17 protein-coding genes are annotated in these 21,177 nt (G+C 68.3%); 16 read left to right on the top strand and 1 reads right to left on the bottom strand.

Features of this window, described 5'->3' with window-relative positions:
• The first annotated feature begins 119 nt into the window (after window positions 1-119).
• From secY to truA, 11 genes are all read left to right on the top strand, one after another.
• Window positions 120-1,433, top strand: coding sequence for a preprotein translocase subunit SecY (secY, locus tag AQJ46_RS08185; RefSeq protein WP_057607910.1), 1,314 nt, complete (start codon window positions 120-122; stop codon window positions 1,431-1,433).
• Window positions 1,433-2,095, top strand: coding sequence for an adenylate kinase (locus AQJ46_RS08180; protein ID WP_057607909.1), 663 nt, complete (start codon window positions 1,433-1,435; stop codon window positions 2,093-2,095). The genes secY and AQJ46_RS08180 overlap by 1 nt, the downstream gene beginning before the upstream one ends.
• A gap of 138 nt (window positions 2,096-2,233) precedes the next feature.
• Window positions 2,234-3,070, top strand: coding sequence for a type I methionyl aminopeptidase (gene map / locus AQJ46_RS08175; RefSeq protein ID WP_059204927.1), 837 nt, complete (start codon window positions 2,234-2,236; stop codon window positions 3,068-3,070).
• A gap of 154 nt (window positions 3,071-3,224) precedes the next feature.
• Entirely contained in the window at window positions 3,225-3,446 is a 222-nt protein-coding gene (gene infA / locus AQJ46_RS08170) for a translation initiation factor IF-1 (RefSeq protein WP_003948620.1), read from the top strand.
• Between the two features lie 59 nt (window positions 3,447-3,505).
• Window positions 3,506-3,619, top strand: a complete 114-nt coding sequence (gene rpmJ / locus AQJ46_RS08165) for a 50S ribosomal protein L36 (protein ID WP_003998809.1) — start codon at window positions 3,506-3,508, stop codon at window positions 3,617-3,619.
• A gap of 184 nt (window positions 3,620-3,803) precedes the next feature.
• Entirely contained in the window at window positions 3,804-4,184 is a 381-nt protein-coding gene (gene rpsM, locus AQJ46_RS08160; protein WP_037680379.1) for a 30S ribosomal protein S13, read from the top strand.
• Between the two features lie 69 nt (window positions 4,185-4,253).
• A complete protein-coding gene (gene rpsK / locus AQJ46_RS08155; protein WP_003956432.1) occupies window positions 4,254-4,658 on the top strand; it encodes a 30S ribosomal protein S11 in 405 nt (134 codons plus the stop codon).
• Between the two features lie 258 nt (window positions 4,659-4,916).
• Window positions 4,917-5,939: a DNA-directed RNA polymerase subunit alpha gene (locus AQJ46_RS08150; protein ID WP_003966937.1), complete on the top strand. Its 1,023-nt coding sequence runs from the start codon at window positions 4,917-4,919 to the stop codon at window positions 5,937-5,939.
• Window positions 5,940-6,127: 188 nt separating this feature from the next.
• Entirely contained in the window at window positions 6,128-6,637 is a 510-nt protein-coding gene (rplQ, locus tag AQJ46_RS08145; RefSeq protein WP_059204926.1) for a 50S ribosomal protein L17, read from the top strand.
• Between the two features lie 152 nt (window positions 6,638-6,789).
• Complete coding sequence (locus AQJ46_RS08140) at window positions 6,790-8,211, top strand: hypothetical protein (RefSeq protein WP_059204925.1); 1,422 nt, start codon at window positions 6,790-6,792, stop codon at window positions 8,209-8,211.
• Window positions 8,212-8,285: 74 nt separating this feature from the next.
• Window positions 8,286-9,140, top strand: coding sequence for a tRNA pseudouridine(38-40) synthase TruA (gene truA, locus AQJ46_RS08135; RefSeq protein WP_059204924.1), 855 nt, complete (start codon window positions 8,286-8,288; stop codon window positions 9,138-9,140).
• A gap of 87 nt (window positions 9,141-9,227) precedes the next feature.
• On the opposite strand, the gene AQJ46_RS08130 is transcribed toward truA, so the two are convergent.
• Entirely contained in the window at window positions 9,228-13,637 is a 4,410-nt protein-coding gene (locus AQJ46_RS08130) for an Ig-like domain-containing protein (protein ID WP_059204923.1), read from the bottom strand.
• 336 nt (window positions 13,638-13,973) lie between these two features.
• On the opposite strand from AQJ46_RS08130, the gene AQJ46_RS08125 reads away from it, so the two are divergent.
• The 5 genes from AQJ46_RS08125 (at window position 13,974) to AQJ46_RS08105 (ending at window position 21,169) form a co-directional block, all read left to right on the top strand.
• Entirely contained in the window at window positions 13,974-15,566 is a 1,593-nt protein-coding gene (locus AQJ46_RS08125; RefSeq protein ID WP_059204922.1) for a glycosyltransferase family 2 protein, read from the top strand.
• A complete protein-coding gene (locus tag AQJ46_RS08120; protein ID WP_059204921.1) occupies window positions 15,563-16,612 on the top strand; it encodes a glycoside hydrolase family 26 protein in 1,050 nt (349 codons plus the stop codon). Before AQJ46_RS08125 ends, AQJ46_RS08120 begins: the two co-directional genes overlap by 4 nt.
• Window positions 16,609-18,540, top strand: a complete 1,932-nt coding sequence (locus AQJ46_RS08115; protein WP_225887271.1) for a glycosyltransferase family 39 protein — start codon at window positions 16,609-16,611, stop codon at window positions 18,538-18,540. Before AQJ46_RS08120 ends, AQJ46_RS08115 begins: the two co-directional genes overlap by 4 nt.
• Entirely contained in the window at window positions 18,537-20,342 is a 1,806-nt protein-coding gene (locus tag AQJ46_RS08110; RefSeq protein ID WP_059204920.1) for a glycosyltransferase family 39 protein, read from the top strand. Before AQJ46_RS08115 ends, AQJ46_RS08110 begins: the two co-directional genes overlap by 4 nt.
• Before the next feature lie 68 nt (window positions 20,343-20,410).
• On the top strand, window positions 20,411-21,169 hold the full coding sequence (locus tag AQJ46_RS08105) for a polyprenol monophosphomannose synthase (RefSeq protein ID WP_057607899.1): 759 nt from the start codon (window positions 20,411-20,413) through the stop codon (window positions 21,167-21,169).
• The last annotated feature ends 8 nt before the right edge of the window (window positions 21,170-21,177 follow it).

Raw genomic sequence — 21,177 nt, 5'->3', positions numbered from 1 at the left:
TGGTCGTTCCACCGCAGGCCTTGTCGCCGGTAAGGTGGCCTGCACTGCTTTCCCACATATTCGTCGAACCTCAAGACCGTCACCCTTGACGCAGTAGCGCGGGGGTCGCAGGAGGCACCGTGCTCACCGCGTTCGCCCGGGCGTTCAGGACGCCCGACCTGCGCAAGAAGCTGCTCTTCACGCTCGCCATCATCGTGGTGTACCGCGTGGGTACCCACATCCCGATCCCTGGCGTGGACTACAAGTCCGTCCAGGAGTGCGTGGACCAGGCGTCCGGCAACCAGGGACTCTTCGGTCTGGTCAACATGTTCAGCGGTGGCGCGCTGCTGCAGATCACGATCTTCGCGCTCGGCATCATGCCGTACATCACGGCGAGCATCATTCTGCAGCTGCTGACCGTGGTGATCCCACGCCTGGAAGCCCTGAAGAAGGAGGGCCAGGCCGGTACGGCGAAGATCACGCAGTACACCCGTTATCTCACGGTGGCGCTCGCCATCCTGCAGGGCACGGGCCTGGTGGCCACCGCGCGCAGCGGCGCTCTCTTCTCCGGCTGCACCGTCGCGTCGAGCATCGTCCCGGACCGCGCGATCTTCACCACGATCGTCATGGTCATCACGATGACCGCCGGTACGGCCGTCGTCATGTGGCTCGGTGAGCTCATCACCGACCGCGGCATCGGCAACGGCATGTCGATCCTGATGTTCATCTCGATCGCCGCCACCTTCCCGTCCGCCCTGTGGGCCATCAAGAAGCAGGGCACCCTGGCCGACGGCTGGATCGAGTTCGGCACCGTCATCGCGGTCGGCCTGGTCATGGTCGGCCTGGTGGTCTTCGTCGAGCAGGCCCAGCGCCGTATCCCGGTGCAGTACGCGAAGCGCATGATCGGCCGTCGTTCCTACGGTGGTACGTCGACGTACATCCCGCTGAAGGTCAACCAGGCCGGTGTGATCCCCGTCATCTTCGCCTCGTCGCTGCTGTACATCCCGGCGCTGGTGGCGCAGTTCTCGAGCGGTACGTCGAGCTGGAAGACCTGGATCGAGGCCAACCTCACCAAGGGCGACCACCCGATTTACATCAGCATGTACTTCTTGCTCATCGTTTTCTTCGCGTTCTTCTACGTGGCGATCTCCTTCAACCCCGAGGAAGTCGCCGACAACATGAAGAAGTATGGTGGCTTCATCCCGGGCATCCGGGCTGGCCGACCGACCGCTGAGTACCTGTCGTACGTACTCAACCGGATCACCTGGCCGGGTTCGCTGTACTTGGGTCTGATCGCACTCGTACCGACGATGGCGTTGGTTGGCTTCGGGGCAAGCCAGAACTTCCCGTTCGGTGGGACAAGCATCCTGATCATCGTGGGTGTGGGTCTCGAGACGGTGAAGCAGATCGAGAGCCAGCTCCAGCAGCGCAATTACGAAGGGTTCCTCCGCTGATGCGTATCGTCCTCGTCGGGCCGCCGGGCGCCGGTAAGGGAACGCAGGCCGCGTTCCTCGCCCAGAACCTGTCGATCCCGCACATCTCCACGGGCGACCTGTTCCGCGCCAACATCAGCCGGCAGACGGACCTCGGCAAACTCGCGAAGTCCTACATGGACGCGGGCAACCTGGTTCCGGACGAGGTCACCATCGGGATGGCCAAGGACCGCATGGAGCAGCCCGACGCCGAGAACGGCTTCCTGCTGGACGGCTTCCCGCGGAACGTCTCGCAGGCCGAGTCGCTCGACGAGATGCTGCAGCACGAGGGCATGAAGCTGGACGCTGTGCTGGACCTCGAGGTACCCGAGGAGGAGGTCGTCAAGCGCATCGCCGGCCGCCGCATCTGCCGCAACGACTCGGCGCACGTCTTCCACGTCTCGTACAAGGCACCGAAGCAGGACGGCGTCTGTGACGTCTGCGGCGGCGAGCTGTACCAGCGTGACGACGACTCCGAGGAGACGGTCCGCAAGCGCCTGGAGGTCTACCACACCCAGACCGAGCCGATCATCGACTACTACAAGGCCCAGGGCCTGGTGGTCACGATCTCGGCGCTCGGCAAGGTGGAGGACGTCACCGGCCGCGCCATGGAGGCGCTCCAGCACGAGGGCGACGCCGCCTAGCGGTTTTCCCAGCGGTTTTTTCACGTACGACAGCCGCGGTTCCCTTCCGAGGGGGCCGCGGCTGCTGTGTGGGTGCACGTATCGTTGAAGCACCCGTCCCCTGCCAGGTTTCCCCGGTTCCAGAAAGGCTCCCGCCGCATGGTGCAGATCAAGACCCCCGAGCAGATCGCCAAGATGCGCGAGGCGGGACTGGTCGTCGCCGCCATCCACGCGGCGACCCGAGAGGCCGCGGTGCCCGGGGCCACGACGAGGGATCTCGACCAGGTCGCGCGCAAGGTGCTCGCGGAGCACGACGCGAAGCCGAACTTCCTGGGGTACGGCGGTTTCCCGGCGACGATCTGCACCTCCGTGAACGAGGTCGTCGTCCACGGCATCCCGTCCGACGAGGTCGTCCTCAAGGACGGCGACATCATCTCCATCGACTGCGGCGCGATCATCGACGGCTGGCACGGCGACGCGGCCTTCACGGCCTTCGTGGGCTCGGGCCACGCCCCGGAGCTCCTCGAGCTCTCGCGGGTGACCGAGGAGTCCATGTGGGCCGGCATCGCGGCGATGAAGCAGGGCAACCGGCTCGTCGACGTCTCCCGGGCCATCGAGACGTACATCCGCCGCCAGCCGAAGCCGGGCGGCGGTCGTTACGGGATCATCGAGGACTACGGCGGTCACGGCATCGGCACCGAGATGCACATGGACCCGCATCTGCTGAACTACGTCGACCGGCGCCGGGGGAAGGGGCCGAAGCTGGTCACCGGGTTCTGCCTGGCGATCGAGCCGATGGTGTCCCTGGGCACGCCGGGGACGGAGGTCCTGTCGGACGACTGGACGGTCATCACGACGGACGGCACGTGGTCGTCCCACTGGGAGCACTCGGTGGCGCTGACGGACGAGGGACCGCTGGTTCTCACGGCTCCCGACGGGGGCCGGGCGAAGCTGGCGGAGCACGGTGTCACGGCCGCTCCCGACCCGCTCGCTTAACGATCTACGTTCCCGGGCATCCTTCCTCGATTCGTGTTTCGGAGTGGCCTGACGTAGACTGACTCGTCGGCTCTCGTGCACCCGCATGTCCGCATGCGCCCCTCAGGGGAAAGGCAGGAGAGTCGATCAAGGTAGTCGATTCGAAGGGCGAAGCGTGGCCAAGAAGCAAGGTGCCATCGAGATCGAGGGCACTGTCGTCGAGTCTCTTCCGAACGCCATGTTCAAGGTCGAGCTCCAGAACGGCCACCAGGTCCTGGCTCACATCAGCGGAAAGATGCGTATGCACTACATCCGTATCCTCCCTGACGACCGGGTCGTGGTGGAGTTGTCTCCGTACGACCTGACGCGTGGCCGGATCGTCTACCGGTACAAGTAGATCTTGCCCGCATCCCGCTGCGGCGGGGTGGTGGCACTGACCCGGAGAACCTCAATCCCATGAAGGTCAAGCCGAGCGTCAAGAAGATCTGCGACAAGTGCAGGGTGATCCGCCGTCACGGTCGGGTCATGGTCATTTGCGAGAACCCGCGCCACAAGCAGCGCCAGGGCTGACGCACGACCGACCCTCTGCTCTCGCAGAGTTTCGCGCGACGCAAGTTGAACAGTTCATACGCAGAGCCCAGACGTGCTTCGTCTGACACCCCCGGTTCGGAGGCCGGGGACCCAGTTCGTACCTGGTACGGCGGCTGGGAGCCGGTTCTGCGGAAGACCTCCGAAGATCACCAGGAGCCATTGAATGGCACGCGTTTCCGGTGTTGACATCCCGCGCGAAAAGCGCGTGGAGGTCGCCCTGACCTACGTGTTCGGTATCGGCCGCACTCTGTCCCAGCTCACGCTGGCCGAGACCGGCATCGACCCGAACACCCGCGTTCGCGACCTCTCCGAGGAGCAGCTCGTCGCGATTCGTGAGTACGTCGACAACAACATCAAGACCGAGGGTGACCTCCGTCGCGAGATCCAGGCCGACATCCGCCGCAAGGTCGAGATCGGCTGCTACCAGGGTCTGCGGCACCGCCGTGGTCTGCCCGTCCGTGGTCAGCGCACCAGCACGAACGCTCGTACCCGCAAGGGCCCGCGTCGCGCCATCGCCGGCAAGAAGAAGCCGGGCAAGAAGTAGTCCTCAGCGGACAACGCTTCATCAGCGGTCTTCGCTGTAGGACCGACCACCTCCCCGTAGGAGAAGTAGATGCCCCCCAAGGGTCGTCAGGGCGCTGCCAAGAAGGTGCGCCGCAAGGAAAAGAAGAACGTCGCTCACGGCCACGCGCACATCAAGAGCACGTTCAACAACACGATCGTCTCGATCACGGACCCCTCGGGCAACGTGATCTCCTGGGCCTCCGCCGGCCACGTCGGCTTCAAGGGCTCGCGCAAGTCCACCCCCTTCGCCGCGCAGATGGCCGCCGAGTCGGCCGCCCGCCGCGCGCAGGAGCACGGCATGCGCAAGGTGGACGTGTTCGTCAAGGGTCCCGGCTCCGGCCGTGAGACCGCGATCCGCTCCCTCCAGGCCACCGGCCTTGAGGTCGGCTCGATCCAGGACGTCACGCCGACCCCGCACAACGGCTGCCGTCCGCCGAAGCGCCGCCGCGTCTGACGCAGGCCGCGTCTGGCGCAGGCCTTGGCCGCGGATGGTTTCGGCTGGGGGTGTGGGGGTTATCCCCCACATGTCGCAGTACGGCTGCCGTCCGCCCAAGCGCCGCCGCGTCTGAGGCCAGGTTGTCTTGAGGTTGCGGGCGGTACGGCTCTCCGGGGCGGTGCCGCCCGTACCCTTGCAGTACCCCGCACTTTCGCCGGTGCGGGTCCGTCGGGCGTCAAATAGCGGGCGTCCACGAAAGAAGGATCTGATCCACACATGCTGATCGCTCAGCGTCCGTCACTGACCGAAGAGGTCGTCGACGAATTCCGCTCCCGGTTCGTGATCGAGCCGCTGGAGCCGGGCTTCGGCTACACCCTCGGCAACTCCCTCCGCCGCACCCTCCTCTCGTCGATCCCCGGCGCTGCTGTCACCAGCATCCGCATCGACGGCGTCCTGCACGAGTTCACCACCGTGCCGGGCGTCAAGGAGGACGTCACCGACCTGATCCTCAACATCAAGCAGCTGGTCGTCTCCTCGGAGCACGACGAGCCGGTCGTGATGTACCTGCGCAAGCAGGGCCCGGGTCTGGTCACCGCCGCCGACATCGCGCCCCCGGCCGGTGTCGAGGTGCACAACCCCGACCTCGTCCTCGCCACGCTCAACGGCAAGGGCAAGCTGGAGATGGAGCTCACGGTCGAGCGTGGCCGCGGTTACGTCTCCGCCGTGCAGAACAAGCAGGTGGGCCAGGAGATCGGCCGTATCCCGGTCGACTCCATCTACAGCCCCGTGCTGAAGGTCACGTACAAGGTCGAGGCGACCCGTGTCGAGCAGCGCACCGACTTCGACAAGCTGATCGTCGACGTCGAGACCAAGCAGGCCATGCGTCCCCGTGACGCCATGGCGTCGGCCGGTAAGACCCTGGTCGAGCTGTTCGGTCTGGCGCGCGAGCTCAACATCGACGCCGAGGGCATCGACATGGGCCCGTCCCCGACGGACGCCGCCCTTGCCGCTGATCTCGCCCTGCCGATCGAGGAGCTCGAGCTCACCGTTCGGTCGTACAACTGCCTCAAGCGTGAGGGCATCCACTCCGTGGGTGAGCTCGTCGCCCGCTCCGAGGCCGACCTCCTGGACATCCGCAACTTCGGTGCGAAGTCCATCGACGAGGTCAAGGCGAAGCTGGCCGGCATGGGCCTGGCCCTCAAGGACAGCCCGCCCGGATTCGACCCGACCGCCGCCGCGGATGCCTTCGGCGCGGACGACGACGCAGACGCCGGGTTCGTCGAGACCGAGCAGTACTAAGAGCTCGGGACCGACTGCCGGTCCTTGGCTGCGGGGCCGTTGTGGCTGGTCGCGCTCGCGCGGCGGTAGCCGCATATCGACACCGCCCCGCGCCCCTTTGGGGCGCGGGTCTCCGACGAGCAACCCGCTCGCTCGGATACTGACCTCGGTACCTGATACGGCCGGGGCAGACACCTAGGAGAGACACCATGCCGAAGCCCACCAAGGGTGCCCGTCTGGGCGGCAGCGCCGCGCACGAGAAGCTGCTCCTCGCGAACCTCGCGAAGAGCCTCTTCGAGCACGGCCGTATCACCACCACCGAGGCGAAGGCGCGCAAGCTGCGTCCGTACGCCGAGCGTCTGGTCACCAAGGCGAAGAAGGGTGACCTTCACAACCGCCGTCAGGTGCTCCAGGTGATCACGGACAAGAGCGTCGTCCACACGCTCTTCACCGAGATCGGCCCGCGCTACGAGAACCGCCCCGGTGGCTACACCCGCATCACCAAGATCGGTAACCGCCGTGGCGACAACGCGCCCATGGCTGTCATCGAGCTGGTCGAGGCGCTGACGGTCGCGCAGGCTGCGACGGGTGAGGCCGAGGCCGCCACCAAGCGTGCCGCCAAGGACGCCGAGGCTGCTCCGGCTGCCGAGGAGACCAAGGTCGACACGACCAAGGCCGACGAGGCCGAGGACGCCGCCGAGGAGTCCAAGGACGCCTGACGCTTCCGCGTTGTGACGGGCCCGCCCCTTCAAGGGGCGGGCCCGTTCGCGTTGTGCGGGGGCGAGAGGGCAACCTCACAGCGGACTCATAGGTCATGCATACGCGTCGCCGATCCGGGAGGCGCGCCAGATGTCTGACTTACGGGGGTCCCATGACGTCTCTCGCCGCTGTGCGGCGCACCATCTCCGCCTTCGCGCTCGCCGCGCTGGCCGGTACGGCGCTCGCCGCTCCGGCCGGCGCCCAGGAGGAATTACTGCCGGTGTCCGTCGTCGGACCCGACAGCGTGAACCTCTCGCTGCAGCCGGATCCCGGTGAACCCGGTGAGCCGGGTGAGCCGCAGATCGAACTCGGACTCCGGGCGCCCGGCGAGGCCGTACCGGACGATGAAGGAATCATCTGGCCGATCCACAACGGCGAGTACACGGTCACCGTGGACGCCAGCTCCCTGGCCGGTGTCGCCGCGGTGGACTTCTCCCGCCTCGGCGGCTGGCAGGGCTGCTCCGTCGACGGCCTGGTCGCCACCTGCAGCCGCTCCGAGATCTACGCCGGCCAGGACTACAACGACCTCGGCGGTATCCGTCTCGACGTGACCGACGAGAGCGCAGCGGGCGACCTCGGCACCATCTCCGTCACCGCCGCGGGCGAGGGGCTGGCCTTCACCGGGCACACGGTGGACGTACTGGTCGGCGGCCCCGAGCTGCGGATGAAGCAGCTGGGCGAGCCGGAGGGCTTCCGGGCCGGCGACACCTTCCAGGCACCGCTGAGCTTCCGCAACCAGGGCGGTCTGGGTGGCAAGGGCGTCGTGCTGCGGGTCTCCGGCACCCGGGGCCTCTCCTTCCCCAGCACCTTCGGCAACTGCTGGTACGACCCACGTGACCCCGACGATCTGCGCGGGTGGTCCACGGCGCTGTGCGCCTTCGACAGCGAGTTCGCCGCAGGGGCGACCTACGGGCTGAGTGCCCCCTTCCCGATCGGGACGGCCGGCTTCGCGCTCTACGACTCGATGTCCTACAGCTTCAGCGCGGTGCCCGCCGACCGGGTGGCGGACCTGCTGGCCGAGGGCGACTACCAGCCGGGTACCGGGCCGGAGCTGGGGCTGGTGCGGCTGCCGGACGCCGATCCGGCGGGCTACACGCAGTACGCGGAGACGGACTTCCCGACGACGAACACCTTCGACCTCGACCTGACCGGTGAGCGGCTGCGGGCCCGCAAGGGCCAGACGGTGTCGGTGGACGTCGGCTTCGCCAACCACGGCCCCGCCTGGCTGGCCCTGCTCCGCTCCGGCGGCGAGCCGATCTCCTTCTGGGTGGACCTTCCCCCCGGGATCACGACCACCACGGCTCCCGAGGCCTGCCGGGCCGCCGACTGGGAGGGCGCCGAGGGCGACTACCTCTGCAACATCGACACACCGATCCTGGAGGACGCATCCCGCACCTTCACCTTCGGTCTCCGCGTCGACGAGGTGATCAAGAACGCCACCGGCCGGGCGTTCTTCGCGTACACGATGCCGAACGAGGGCAATCCGGCGAACGACGCCGGCGAGATCGTGCTGAACCCGAGGGGCCGGTACTGATCGTCCTGCACGTCCGGCACAGCGGGTCCGCCCCTCGGGGCGGGCCCGTCTCGCGTTCCTGAGAGGATCCAGGGGTGAGCGACGAAGTACAGCCCGGTTACGTCCGTGTCCGCCTCGACCTCTCCTACGACGGAACCGAGTTCTCCGGATGGGCCAAGCAGGCCGGGGGACGGCGGACCGTGCAGGGTGAGATCGAGGACGCGCTGCGGACGGTGACACGGTCGAGGGACGTGACGTACGAACTGACCGTGGCCGGGCGGACCGATGCCGGGGTGCATGCGCGGGGGCAGGTGGCGCATGTGGATCTGCCGGAGGGGCTGTGGGGGGAGCATCGGGAGAAGCTGCTGAAGCGGCTGGCGGGGCGGTTGCCGAAGGATGTGCGGGTGTGGTCCTTGCGGGAGGCTCCGGCTGGGTTCAATGCCCGGTTCGCCGCTCTGTGGCGGCGGTACGTCTACCGGGTGGGTGACCGGCCCGGTGGCGTCGATCCACTGCTGCGCAACCATGTGCTGTGGCACGACTGGGAGTTGGACGTCGCCGCCATGGACGCCGCCGCCAAGTCCCTCGTCGGGGAGCACGACTTCGCGGCGTACGCGAAGAAGCGTGAGGGAGCGACGACGATCCGCGAGATCCTCGGCTTCGGGGTGCGGCGGCGGGCGGACGGGGTCGTCGAGATCGAGGTCCGGGCCGACGCCTTCTGCCACAACCAGGTGCGGTCGATGGTGGGCGCACTGCTGTTCGTGGGGGACGGGCACCGGGGTGTGGAGTGGCCGCGGAAGGTGCTGGACGCGGGTGTCCGGGACAGCGCCGTCCATGTCGTACGGCCGCACGGGCTGACCTTGGAGGAGGTCGGCTATCCGGCGGACGAGTTGCTGGCGGCGCGGAACAAGGAGGCGCGGAACAGGCGGTCGTTGCCGGCGGCCGGGCGCTGAACCGGCTGCCGGCACAGGACCGGAGAACGCGGCCCCGCCCTCGGTGTTGTCCGAGGGCGGGGCCGTTCAGCCGGGTCGCGGTCGTGCTCACTGCCTGACGGTGAAGTACTGCCAGGCCCCCCAGGTGCTGAGGTTGGTGTTGTCCCTACTGCTGTGGACGTACTCCGCGGCGATGCGGAACCTGCTGTTGACGGACCTGGTGAGAGCCATCTTGTGGCGGCCGGCGCTGGCGGAACTGAGGGCTGCGCAGGGAGTGGTGGTCTGCGTGTGCCAGGCACCGCTGTAGTACCGCTGCACTCGGAACTTGATGCACTGGCCGGCCTTGTTGGGTGTGACGGTGGCGTCGAGTTGCTCCTTGGCGGTGTGGTGGTACACGCGGTAGAGCGTGCTGCCGTAGTGCGTGCTCGTGTAGTAGCCGGACAGCTTCTCCGAGATCCGCACGTGGGAGTGCACAGTCCGGGCGGCGGTCTTCGGGGCGTACCGGTAGTCGCCGGCGAACACCGCGCTGAGCGTGGTGTTGCGGGAGAGCTTGTAGGACGCCGTCAGGTTGCCGTGGGAGTCCACCGTGCCCGACTTCACCAGGACCGACGTGCCGCCGAACGGCTTGGCGTAGATCGCCACCGTACGGCTGTTGTACGTCGTACCGAGGTGAGCGGTGATCTTCGCGGTCTGGCCGTAGTTGTAGGTCGAGTGGTCGGTGGTGATGGTCACGGACGCCGCAGCCCGGGACACCTGTGTGGTGGCGGTGCTGCTGCCCGGCTTGTGTGAGATGTCGCCGCCGTAGGCCACCTTGTAGGTGTTGGCGCCGCCGATCTGCGGGGTGTCCGTGAACGTGAACGAACCGTTCGCGGCGACCTTCGCGTCGGCGAGTGCGACGCCGGACGGGTGTGCGAGGTCGGTCTTGGTCACCTTGACGACCCCACCGGTGGCGAAGGGCGAGCCGGAGAGCGTGCCGGTCACGGTGAGCTTCTGCGCGCGGGTGGCCGTGGCCGGGGCCGCCAGCGTGACCGAGGTGGCCAGCTTGGACACCTGGCTGAGGCTCGTGGCACTCGCCGTCTCGTGTGTGTCGTCCCCCGCGTAGCTTGCGGCGTAGGTGTAAGTGCCCTCTGCCGGCGGGGTGTCGCTGAAGGTGAAGGAACCGTCCGCCTTCGTCGTCACGTCGGGCAGTGCCGTTCCGTTCCGCGTGATGTGCGCGACCTGACCTGCGGGAAGCGCCACGGACGAGGTCAAGGTGCCGGCAACGGTCAGCGGCCGGCCCGGGACACCCGTGCTCGGGGCGGTCAGATGGAGCGAGGTCGTCGCCTTCGGCTCCGTCGCCGGGGGCGCCGCCTCGCTGACGACCGGGCCGCTCACCGTCTGCACATCGGCGCTGTCGCCGGTGGCACCGGAGAAGGCCAGGAGCGCGGTGGACGTCAGCGTCGGTGTCGCGTCCATCACCTGCGCCCCGTCGATCCAGAGGTACAGATGGCCGGCTGCCACCTGGATGTCGACCTGATGCGTGCCCTGGCGCAGGGCGGTGCCGAGTGGGATCACCGACTGGTAGTCGATCGCCGACGAGTCGGCCGAACTGCGGCCGACGCCCACGAAGTTCTGTGCCTGCAACGTCGGGTTATAGCCGGTGGCGAGCGCGATCACCGTGCCCGGCCGCCCCGCGATGCCGAGGCCGTCACCGGTCCCGCCCAGTGCCGAGGCGGAGTTCTGGGCCGGGTCGAGCAGACTGAGCGTCATGCCCTTCCCGCCGCTGCCGGGGCCGAACTTCGCGGTGAAGGTGGCCCGCAGACCGTCGGTGCGCAACGGCTTGGTGTACACCGCCGTGCCCGCCTGATTGCTGGTGGCGGGGGTCAGCTGGACCCCGCCACCGTCGGCCGGCACCGCCGAGCCGTTGGTCTGCCACAGCCCGTCGTCGGCCGAGGTGGACGTGGCGGTGCCGGTACCGGTGCCCTTGACGGGGACGTACATGGCGCCCTGAGCGTTGCCGTTCGTGTCGGTCCCGGTGCCGGTGACCTCGTAGAAGGCGCTCAGATCCGCAGCCGAGCGCGGAGTGAACGTCACGCTCTGCACCGCGGTCTGCTCGGGACCGATGATCAGGCCCTCCGACAGTTGCACCGGGCTGTTGAAGTCACCCGTCGGCGCCTTGGCCTTTGTCACCGTCACCGGGATGTTGCCGGTGTTGGTGATGGTGAACGACAGCGACCTGGAGCTGCCGATCGGGACCTGGCCGAAGTCCAGTGAGCTCGTGGAGAACTCGAGGTGTCCCTGCCCCGTGATGGCCGTCGCGCTGACCGGCACGCTCAGCGTGTGCGTGTCGCCGCCGCCGCTGCTGCTGACCACGAGCGCGTCGCTGTCCTCCTGGTCGTCGGTCGGTGTGTAGGTGACCGACAGCACGAACGAGCCACCGGCCGGTACGACCGTCCCCGCGCTCGGCAGGCCCGAGGTGGAGAAGGCGCCGCCGGGCGAGTCGACCGAGTCGATGGTCTCCGGTTCGGTACCGGTGTTGGTGATCTGGAGGTTCAGTGTCGAGGTGCTCCCGGTGGGCACTTCCCCGAAGTCCAGGGCGGCGGGTGCCGCCCCGAGTCCGGGCCTGGTGCCGACGCCGTGGAGGGCGAAGACCAGCTTCTGGCCGTCCGACAGGTTCGCGGTCAGCGTGCCGTTGATGCCGCCGGTGGCGGTGGGGGCGAAGCTGATCGGTACGTCCAGGGTGGCGTCCGCCGCCAGCGCCGTGGGCTGCTCGGGGGTGGGTACGGCGGACGGGTCGACCGAGAACGCCCCGGAGGCCTTGAGCCCGGTGATGCTGACGTCCTGCGTGGCGGTCAGCTTCATGTCGGCCGCATCGCTGCTGCCCACGCCGACCTGGCCGAAGTCCAGCGAGGCCGCGGTCAGAGCCGTCCTGGCCGGGCTGCCGAAGCCGTAGAGCACACCGTCCCGGGTGCCGACGTACACCTTGCCGCGCTCGGCGGTCGGCGTGCTGAACTTCGTCGCGGTGCCGATCGGTGCCGACCACAGCAACTGGAGGTGGCCGTTGCCGTCGGGGGTGGGGCTATAGGCGCGCAGAGTGCCGTCGGCCCCGGAGGCGTTGCTCGCGGAGGTCATCCATACCAGGGCACTGGACTCGTCCGTGCCGTCGGACGTGACCAGGGGAGAACCGCTGGTGTAGCCGAAGGTGTCCTGGCTCTGGCCGGTGAGGGTGAGCGCGGGCGTTCCGCCGTTGCGCACGCCGTACTTGAGCGCGCGCAGCGGGCCCTGGTTGCCGACGACGTAGACATAGCCGCCGTCGCCGCCCCAGAACGCGGGGTGTCCCCACATGCCCTGGTAGGGGCCGGACACGCTCACCGCGGCGTCGCCGCCCTGGGGGCCCTGGCCCATGCCGCCGAGGTTGTCGCGGTCGAGCAGGAAGATCCGCCCGTCCTTGCCCTGCTGGATCAGCAGGTGGGGGTGCTCGCTGGTACCGAAGCCGTCCGGCAGCGCCATCGGGGCGCCCGAGGAGATGTCCTGGTCGGTCAGGTCCAGGGTCGCGGCGTCGCTGGGGCTGAAGAAGTCGGCGGTGCTGAGGCTGTTGTCCGCGTTGACCTGGAGACGTACGACGGACTCGGCGAGGGTGCCCTGAACGGTCTTGCCGGGCCCGGGCGCCGGACTGATGCCGTTGCCGGTGCTGAAGAAGATCCGGCCGGACCCGTCCGAGACCAGTCCGCCGCCGGACTGCCAGATGCCGGCGCCGCCCGTGCTGGCACCGGTCACCGAGGCCCACATCGACGTGATGCTGTGTCCGGTGGTGCTCACGCCGACCACATAGCCGCGGTACGGCCACGCGTCGCAGTGGCCGCCGAAGCCCGCGTAGACGACGCCGTCCATCAACAGCAGGCCGGGGCGCTGCTGTTCGTAGAAGGCGTCGAACTCGTTGCCCGGGTCGTTGACGGGGCTTCCGGCGATGGTGACCGGCCACCCGGCGCGCTCGGCTCCGGAGGCGGGGTCCACCGCGTGCATCAGCCACTTCGGGTGGCGGTGCGTGGAGGTGCCGTCGTCGATCTTGGTGGTGAAGTAGAGGGAGTCGGTGGCGGAGTCGTAGACGGGGGTCGCGGTCGCGCCCACGTTGGGCACCAGGTCACCGCAGCCGATCGCGGAGGCCGGCCACGCCGGTCCGTAGTTCTTGCTCCACTCGATCGCACCGGTCGTGCGGTCGAGGCCGTACAGGGTGTTGCTCTCGGTGACCGCGATCACCTGGTCGCCCAGAACCAGCGGCTGGGCGTATATCTGCCCGTCCAGTTTGGTGGCGAAGAGCCGGCCGAAGGCGGACGACTGGACGACCGCCGGGGAGAGCCCTGACTCGTTCTGGTCCCAGTTGGTGCGCAAGTTGTCGATGCCCTGGGTGGTCTGGTCGGCCTGGGCCGAGGATGCCACCAGGCTGATCGTCGTGCCGATCAGTGCCGCAGTGGCCGCGGCCACGACGGAGAGCAGCCATGTGCGCCGCCGGCTGCGGTGACGGCCACCGCGTGCGGGCATGGAAAACCCGGGCAAATCGGGACCCCCCTCTGGTGTCCGCGCCCGGAACGGTCACAGGTACGGCACAAACGTGAAGACTGAGTGGTTGTTCTTATCATCAGTTGACCCGATTGCGCACTGTCGGGGCGTGCTTCGCGTCGGGATCGTCATCGGTCTCGGCTGTGCGGCACCTCTGTTACCCCTGTGGCCCGAGATGAAACTCTTACTTAACAAGAACGTTGGGACGTAAAACGAAAAGCCGGTTATGCTTTCGCGGTCCGGTCGAGAGTTCGATTTATGGGGATGGCCGAACATTCAGGTGGGGTAGGCAGGGTCGGTTGGGCCCTGGGGGGTTTGATGACTACTGCAGTTGGCACTTCCGCGCGCTCTCGTCGGCGCCGGCCGGTCGTGGAGAACCACGGGCTCTTGCCGCAGCCGCCGGACGACGCCGAGAAGTACTCCTACGCGCGCCGTCACCTGTGGGTCCTGACGGTGGGCTCACTGATCAGTTTCGCGTGCCTCGCGGTGAGCCAGTTGCTGTTCACGGCGTCGAGTCCGTGGTTCTGGCTGACACTGCCGCTGCTGGCGTTCGTCATCGCGGACTACCTGATCTCGCTGTACCTCGACGGGCTCAGCAAGGACTTCGACATCAAGGGGCACAAGCGCCTCGTCCGCGCGTGGCAGCCCGCCAGGTATCCGAGCGTGGACATCTTCCTGCCGGTGTGCGGTGAGCCCCTGGAGGTGCTCCACAACACCTGGGTCCATGTGAACCGGCTGGCCGGCAGCTATCAGGGCGTCGTGAAGACGTACGTCCTCGACGACGCCGCCGAGGACGAGGTCGGGGCCATGGCCGCCGACTTCGGGTTCCACTACGTGGTGCGGCCCAACCGCGGCTGGTTCAAGAAGGCCGGCAACCTCAACCACGCCTTCGAGAGGACCGACGGCGACCACATCCTCATCCTGGACGCCGACTTCGCGCCGCGCGCCGACCTGCTCGACGAGCTGCTGCCGCACATGGACGACGACGAGAAGGTCGCCATCGTGCAGTCGCCGCAGTTCTTCCGCATCGTCGACGCGCAGAACTGGATCGAGCGAGGCGCGGGCGCCGTGCAGGAGCAGTTCTACCGCTCCGTCCAGACCTCCCGTGAGGGCCATGACGGGTCCATCTGCGTAGGCTCGTGCGCCATCTACCGGCGCGCGGCCCTGGAGCAGACCGGCGGCATCACCCTGATCGAGCACTCCGAGGACATGTACACCGGCTTCGATCTGCGGGCCCTCGGCTGGAAGCTGCGCTACGTGCCCGTCGCGCTGTCCGCCGGCGTGTGCCCGGACACGGCCGGTGCGTTCCACAACCAGCAGTACCGCTGGTGCATGGGCTCGCTGGAGCTGCTCACCAGCAAGAGGTTCTGGGAGATGGACCTCAAGTTCAAGACGCGGCTCTGCTACGTCTCGGGCTTCCTCTACTACCTCCAGACCGCGCTCGCCACGTTCATCGCGCCGATCATCCCGCTCGGTCTGATGATCCTTCGCCCGGACCTGATGCGCGCCGAGGCCACCCTCTGGGTGCTGCCGAGCGTCGCGTACGTCACGCTGGTGCTGCCGCTCTGGCACCGGGCGCCGTACCGGCTGGAGGCCTGGGCCGTCCGCATCATGTACGGGTGGTCGCACGTCTTCGCCGTCTGGGACGTGCTGCGGGGCCGACCGATGGGCTGGAAGCCCACCGGTTCGGCGGGCGCCAAGAAGAACGGCATGCGCCGCTACTGGAACTGCATGATCTTCTGGACCGGCGGCACCGCCGTGGCCTGGATCCTCGTCGCGGCCTGGCGCATCCTCACCCTCTATCCGCCGGACTTCGCGCTGATGCTGTCCGCCGGCCTCTTCTACGCAATGGTCGTCGGCCGTGTTCTCGTCCAGCCGCATGCCCAGGAAGTGCAGGAAGCGACCGCATGAGTCTCTCCGTACGCCACGTACGAGCCCTGCGTCCCGTGCGGGCGCTGGCCGCCGTCCTGCTCGCCGGCGCGCTGTTGGCCGGATGCAGCACGTTCTCCGACGAGGGCCGCGCCCAGTACGAGCGCGGCCAGGGCGAGGAACCGGCCGCCACCGGCACGGCTGCGGCCACCGAGTCGGCGAAGCCCGAGCCGCCGTACGACGTGCGGCCGCTGCTGGAACCCAAGAAGAAGTACCTGGGCCTGGCCGCCGACGGTGCCCCCGCCAAGATGACATCCGTCGAGGACTTCGCCCGGCGGGCCGGCAAGAAGCCCAACCTGCTGGAGTTCTACTCGGCCTGGGGCGACCAGTACGAGCAGCAGCTCGTGCAGAACGCCTGGGACTACGGCGCGGTGGCGTTCATCGCCTGGGAGCCGTTCAAGACGAGCATGAAGGACATCGCCTCGGGCAAGGAGGACGCGTACATCCACGAGTACGCGCAGTCCGTCAAGGAACTGAACCTGCCCGTGGCGATCAGCTTCGGGCACGAGATGAACGGCTTCTGGTACCCGTGGGGCACCAAGAAGACCACCGCCGCCCAGTTCACCGCCGCGTACAAGCACATCCACGACATCTTCGACGACGAGGGCGCCACCCAGGTCATCTGGGTGTGGAGCCCGAACGTCACCCACCCGATGCCGAACGTGAAGCTCAAGCCGTACTGGCCGGGCGACGACTACGTCGACTGGGTCGGTGTCATCGGCTACTACGGGGCCACCGGACCGAACACGTACCAGTCGCTGTACGGGCCGACGATGACCGAGATCCGTACCTTCACGAAGAAACCGTTCATCATCGCGGAGACCGCCGCGCAGGCCGGTGAGCGCAAGCCCGCCGACATCAAGTCCCTCTTCCAGGGGACCGCCGAGCGCGACGACGTCATCGGGTTCGTCTGGTTCAACTTCGACAAGGAGACGGACTGGCGCATCAACAGCGGTCCGCTGTCCGAGAAGACCTTCAAGGAGCAGGCCGCGAACCCGGACTTCGGATTCGATGTGACGAAGCCATGAGCGATCGAACCACGCCCACGTGGGCGGACGACTCCGAGTTGCATGACGAATACGCGTACGGGCAGCAGTACAGCCAGGCAGACCAGCAGCAGTACGGTCACACCGACGACAGCGGGCGGCGGGCCGCGCAGCGGGAGAGCCTGCGGCAGTATGCGCAGCAGGCCCAGACCCGTCCCCAGATGCAGCCGGCCCACTCGCCGGACCAGGATCAGGCCGGCGGCTACCAGCCCGGCTATTTCACCGAGACCGGCAGCTGGCGCTTCGACGTCCACGGCCGGACGTCCGAGTACACCGACCAGCAGGCGTACGACACCTTCGCGCCCTTCGACCCGTACGCCTCCTACACCGCCGTCGAGCCCGAACCGGCCCCCACGGCCGCGGAGCCCGAGCCGCAGAAGCCCGGCTACACGCTGCCGCCGGTCGCGGAGTCGTCGTGGGCGGTGGACACGCGGCGCAGCAAGCTGCTCGGGCGCGGAGTGCTGCTGTGCATTCTGCTCGTGCAGGCGGGGCTCTCCCTGCGGCTGACCGGGACGGCCTTCCAGGACGAGGCGCTCTACATCGCGTCGGGCCACTACGAGCTGGCCAACCTGCTGCACGGCACCAAACTGCCGGTGGACTTCGCGGCCTACTTCTCCGGGCACCCCAAGCTGTATCCGGTGCTCGCCGGCGCCGTGGACAGCCAGTTCGGCCTCGCCGGGGTACGAGTGGTCAGCCTGCTGTTCATGCTGGGTGCCACCACGCTGCTGTACTCGCTGACCCGGCGGCTGTTCAACCTGCGCGCCGCGCTCGGCGCGGCCGCGCTCTTCTCGGTGCTCCAGTCGACGATGGTGCTCGGCAACTTCGCCACGTACGACGCCGCTGCCATCTTCCTGCTCGGACTGTCCGCCTGGGCGGTGGTGCGCACCGACCGGATGAAGGCCATGGCCGTGCTGCTCGCGGCACCGCCGGCCGCACTGGCGTTCGGCGTGAAGTACGCCTCCGGTCTGTACCTCCCGACCCTGGTGGTTCTCGCCGTGATCACCGCGCACCGGCACCGCGGCGTTCGCGCGCTGGGCCGTGGTGTGGTGCTGGGTACGGGCATCGTGGTCCTGCTCGGGATCGGCTACTACTTCTCCGGTCCGCTGGGCGGCATCAGCTCCACCACCACCGACCGTGCGAAGGGCACGGACACGGCGGCGACGATGCTCCAGCACAGCGCGGAGTGGGGCGGGCTCGTCTTCCTGGCCGCGCTCGGCGGCACGATCGCCTACGTGCTGCGCGCGCGGATGGGCGAGATGCCGTGGATCGGCGGCGAGACCTCGGGGCGCTGGCGCCGCGCCGCGCTCGGCGTGCTGCTGACCGGCACCGCGCTGCTCGCTCCCGCCTACCAGATCCACCTCCACACCGAGATCTCGCTCTACAAGCACGTCGGCTTCGGACTGTTCTTCGCCGCGCCGCTCGCCGGCCTCGGCATGGCCCGCCTGGTCGGCCCGCACTTCCGGCATCCACAGCTCGGGATCCTGCTGTACGTCGTCACCCTCGTGTTCGGCATGGTGCAGGCCCAACGGGCGTACAGCTTCCCGGACTCCACGCAGATGACCTCGTACCTGCGCACGGTTGTCGACAAGAAGGGCAGCTACCTCGCCGAGGAGCAGGAGGTCCCCGCTTACTACCTGCGGGACAAGACCAACTGGACGCAGTGGCAGAACACCTACTTCATGGACTACCGCGGCAAGGACGGCAAGCAGTACACCGGCCCGGACGCGTTCCGGCAGGCCGTCCGTGACGGAAAGTTCGACGTGATCGTGATGCACGGCGACGTCAGCCCGGTGACGTACGAAGCGGTGAAGGAGGGGTTGAAGAACAACTCCCACTACCGGCTCGCGGCCGTGTTCCCGTACACGACGAGCAGCGGAGAGCACGCCTACCGGATTTGGGTGAAGCGATGAGTCCCCATGCCCCCGCTCCGTACAGTGGCGGGTACCCCGACGCCTCGGGCGGCCACGATCCGTACGCGGAACAGGGCGCCTACGCCGGGCAGGGCATGTACGCCGGCGGTCAGGGCACCTATGCCGACCCGGGCGCGCACGGCGCTCCTGGTCAGTACGCCGATCCGGGCAGGTATCCGGGCAGGCAGGACTCGTACGCTCCCGAGCCCGCCGCTCCGGAACCGGTCGACCCGCGGCCACCCGCGGACGAGCCGGCCGACGAGGAGCCCGAGGGCCCCAAGGGCGGGCGGCTTGCCACCGCGGTGGTCTTCCTGGTGCCCACGGCGCTCGCCTTCGCTCTGATCCTGCACGGGATCGGTGACCGCCAGCTGTGGCGCGACGAGCACGCCACCTGGTGGGCGGCCACGCTGTCCTTTCACGACCTGAGCCTGCTGATCCGCTCGATCGACGTCGTGTTCACGCCGTACTACGTGCTCATGCACCTCTGGATCGCCATCGCCGGGGACTCCCCGACCGCGATGCGCGTCCCCGGTGCGGTGGCCATGGCGGCCTCCGCGGGCCTGCTCGCCCTGCTCGGGCGGCGGCTGTTCACCACACAGGCGGGACTGCTCGCGGGGCTTGCCTTCGCCGTCGTGCCGGCCACCACGCGGTACGGGCAGGAGATCCGCCCGTACGCCTTCGCGGTGGCCGCGGTGCTGCTGTCGACACTGCTGCTCGCCAGGGCGCTGGACAAGCCGTCGTTCAAGGTGTGGGTCGCCTACACGCTGTCGGTGCCGCTGATCGGCTGGAGCCACCTGGCCTCGATGGCCGTCCTCGGCGCGCATCTGGTGATGATCCTCATCGCCCGGCGGGCCGGCGACAAGATCGTGGGCTGGGCCTATGCCGCGGCCTGCACCCTGGGCATGTGTTTCGTCATTCCCATGGCCGTCTCCGGTTCGGGGCAGAGCGGACAGATCGCCTGGAACAATCCGGTGCTGAAGGACCTGATCGACTTCCCCAAGAACCTCTTCGGGTCCTGGGCGGTGGCCGTGCCGGTCATGGCGCTCGGCGCGCTCGGGCTGTTCTTCGCGGGACGGCGTGCCCTTCCGCTGGCCGTCTGGATCGTGCTGCCGCCCCTGGCGACCTACGTCACCGCCGCGCAGCTGCACCTCTTCCTGCCGCGCTATCTGCTCTTCACCGCGCCCGCCTGGGTACTGCTCGCGGCCGTCGCCGTGGTGCGGATCGCAGGGCCGGTGGCCGGGGCGAAGGCCGGTACGGGAGCGGCGGCGCGGCGAGGCCTCGGCTGGGTGCTCGTGGCGGCAGCGGTCGCCGGGCTCGCCTTCCAGTCGCTGCCCGGCATCCGTGAGACCCGGCAGAACGCACTGGGCGAGCCCGATTTCCGCGGCGCCGCCCAGCTCATCGAGGCCGGGCAGAAGAAGGGCGACGGCATCGTCTTCAGCGGTGTGATGTCCGAGCGCCGGGCCATGGACTACGAACTGCGGAACGACGCCGGCCGCCCGCGCGACTCGCTGATGTACCGCACTCCGCAGGAACTGGGGTCGTTCGGCGCGCTCGAATGCCCCGATTCCGCGAGGTGCCTGGCCAAGGCCGACCGACTGTGGCTCGTGTCGACGACGCTCGACGGGCAGCCGTTCAGCGGCATGCCGAAGACGACGGCGACCGTGATCCAGAAGAGCTTCAAGGTCGTGAAGACCAAGAAGCTGGACTACCTCCAGCTCGTGCTCCTCGAAAGGACACGCGCGGCGACGGACGACCCGTCCGAGGACAAGGACGACGCCGCCAAGCGCAAGGTGCATACCTGAGTTGGGTTCCGGACGCGGGACAACCCGCGTCCGGCGGGGGGAGCAATCAATTGGGGAGGGAAAAGAAGATGACGTACGACGTGGGGGCGGACGTGGCTGTCACCGTGGTGATGCCCACGTACAACGAAGCCGCCAACTTGCCGAGAATGGTCGAGGCGGTGCTTCAACTGCCGCTCAACGGGCTCCACTTGAAGATAGTGGACGACTCCAGTCCGGATGGTACAGGACGGATCGCCGAGGAGCTCGCCGAGAAGCACAACTGGGACGGGCGGCGCCGGATGAGCGTGCTGCACCGCACCGAGAAGGACGGGCTCGGGCGCGCGTACGTCGCCGGTATGAGTGCCGCCCTCGCCGAGGGTGCCGAGTACGTCGTCCAGATGGACGCCGACGGCAGCCACCCCGTCGAGGCGGTCCCGCGGATGCTCGGCACGGCCGTGGCCACGGGGGTCGGCCTGGTCGTCGGCAGCCGCTACGTGGAGGGCGGCTCGCTGGACGAGGAGTGGGGCAAGCACCGCGTCCTGCTGTCCCGCTTCGCCAACCGCTACGCCCGGACCGTGCTGGGCACGAAGATCCGGGACATCACGGCCGGCTTCAATCTGTGGTCGGCCGCCACACTTCGTGACGTGGACCTCGCGACCCTGGACAGCGCCGGCTACAGCTTCCAGGTCGAGCTGAAGTTCAAGGCCGTCCGGGCCGGGCACAGCGCCGTCGAGATCCCGATCCGCTTCGAGGAGCGCACCGAGGGCGTCTCCAAGATGAGCCTCGGGACGCAGGTCGAGTCGGCGCTGGTGCCGCTGCGCCTGCGGATGCGCAACCGACGGGGCTGAGCGGAACG

The sequence above is a fragment of the Streptomyces canus genome (assembly GCF_001514145.1).
GTDB lineage: Bacteria > Actinomycetota > Actinomycetes > Streptomycetales > Streptomycetaceae > Streptomyces > Streptomyces canus.
Note: the sequence above shows the minus strand (reverse complement) of the source record. Positions and strands in the feature narration are given on the sequence as shown.

Excerpts from the sequence above, each read along its gene's own strand:
- AQJ46_RS08180 (WP_057607909.1), top strand. The coding sequence starts at position 1,433 with ATGCGTATCGTCCTCGTCGGGCCGCCGGGCGCCGGTAAGGGAACGCAG.
- map (WP_059204927.1), top strand. The coding sequence starts at position 2,234 with ATGGTGCAGATCAAGACCCCCGAGCAGATCGCCAAGATGCGCGAGGCG.
- rpmJ (WP_003998809.1), top strand. The coding sequence starts at position 3,506 with ATGAAGGTCAAGCCGAGCGTCAAGAAGATCTGCGACAAGTGCAGGGTG.
- rpsM (WP_037680379.1), top strand. The coding sequence starts at position 3,804 with ATGGCACGCGTTTCCGGTGTTGACATCCCGCGCGAAAAGCGCGTGGAG.
- rpsK (WP_003956432.1), top strand. The coding sequence starts at position 4,254 with ATGCCCCCCAAGGGTCGTCAGGGCGCTGCCAAGAAGGTGCGCCGCAAG.
- AQJ46_RS08150 (WP_003966937.1), top strand. The coding sequence starts at position 4,917 with ATGCTGATCGCTCAGCGTCCGTCACTGACCGAAGAGGTCGTCGACGAA.
- rplQ (WP_059204926.1), top strand. The coding sequence starts at position 6,128 with ATGCCGAAGCCCACCAAGGGTGCCCGTCTGGGCGGCAGCGCCGCGCAC.
- AQJ46_RS08140 (WP_059204925.1), top strand. The coding sequence starts at position 6,790 with ATGACGTCTCTCGCCGCTGTGCGGCGCACCATCTCCGCCTTCGCGCTC.
- AQJ46_RS08130 (WP_059204923.1), bottom strand. The coding sequence starts at position 13,637 with ATGCCCGCACGCGGTGGCCGTCACCGCAGCCGGCGGCGCACATGGCTG.
- AQJ46_RS08125 (WP_059204922.1), top strand. The coding sequence starts at position 13,974 with ATGACTACTGCAGTTGGCACTTCCGCGCGCTCTCGTCGGCGCCGGCCG.
- AQJ46_RS08120 (WP_059204921.1), top strand. The coding sequence starts at position 15,563 with ATGAGTCTCTCCGTACGCCACGTACGAGCCCTGCGTCCCGTGCGGGCG.
- AQJ46_RS08115 (WP_225887271.1), top strand. The coding sequence starts at position 16,609 with ATGAGCGATCGAACCACGCCCACGTGGGCGGACGACTCCGAGTTGCAT.
- AQJ46_RS08110 (WP_059204920.1), top strand. The coding sequence starts at position 18,537 with ATGAGTCCCCATGCCCCCGCTCCGTACAGTGGCGGGTACCCCGACGCC.
- AQJ46_RS08105 (WP_057607899.1), top strand. The coding sequence starts at position 20,411 with ATGACGTACGACGTGGGGGCGGACGTGGCTGTCACCGTGGTGATGCCC.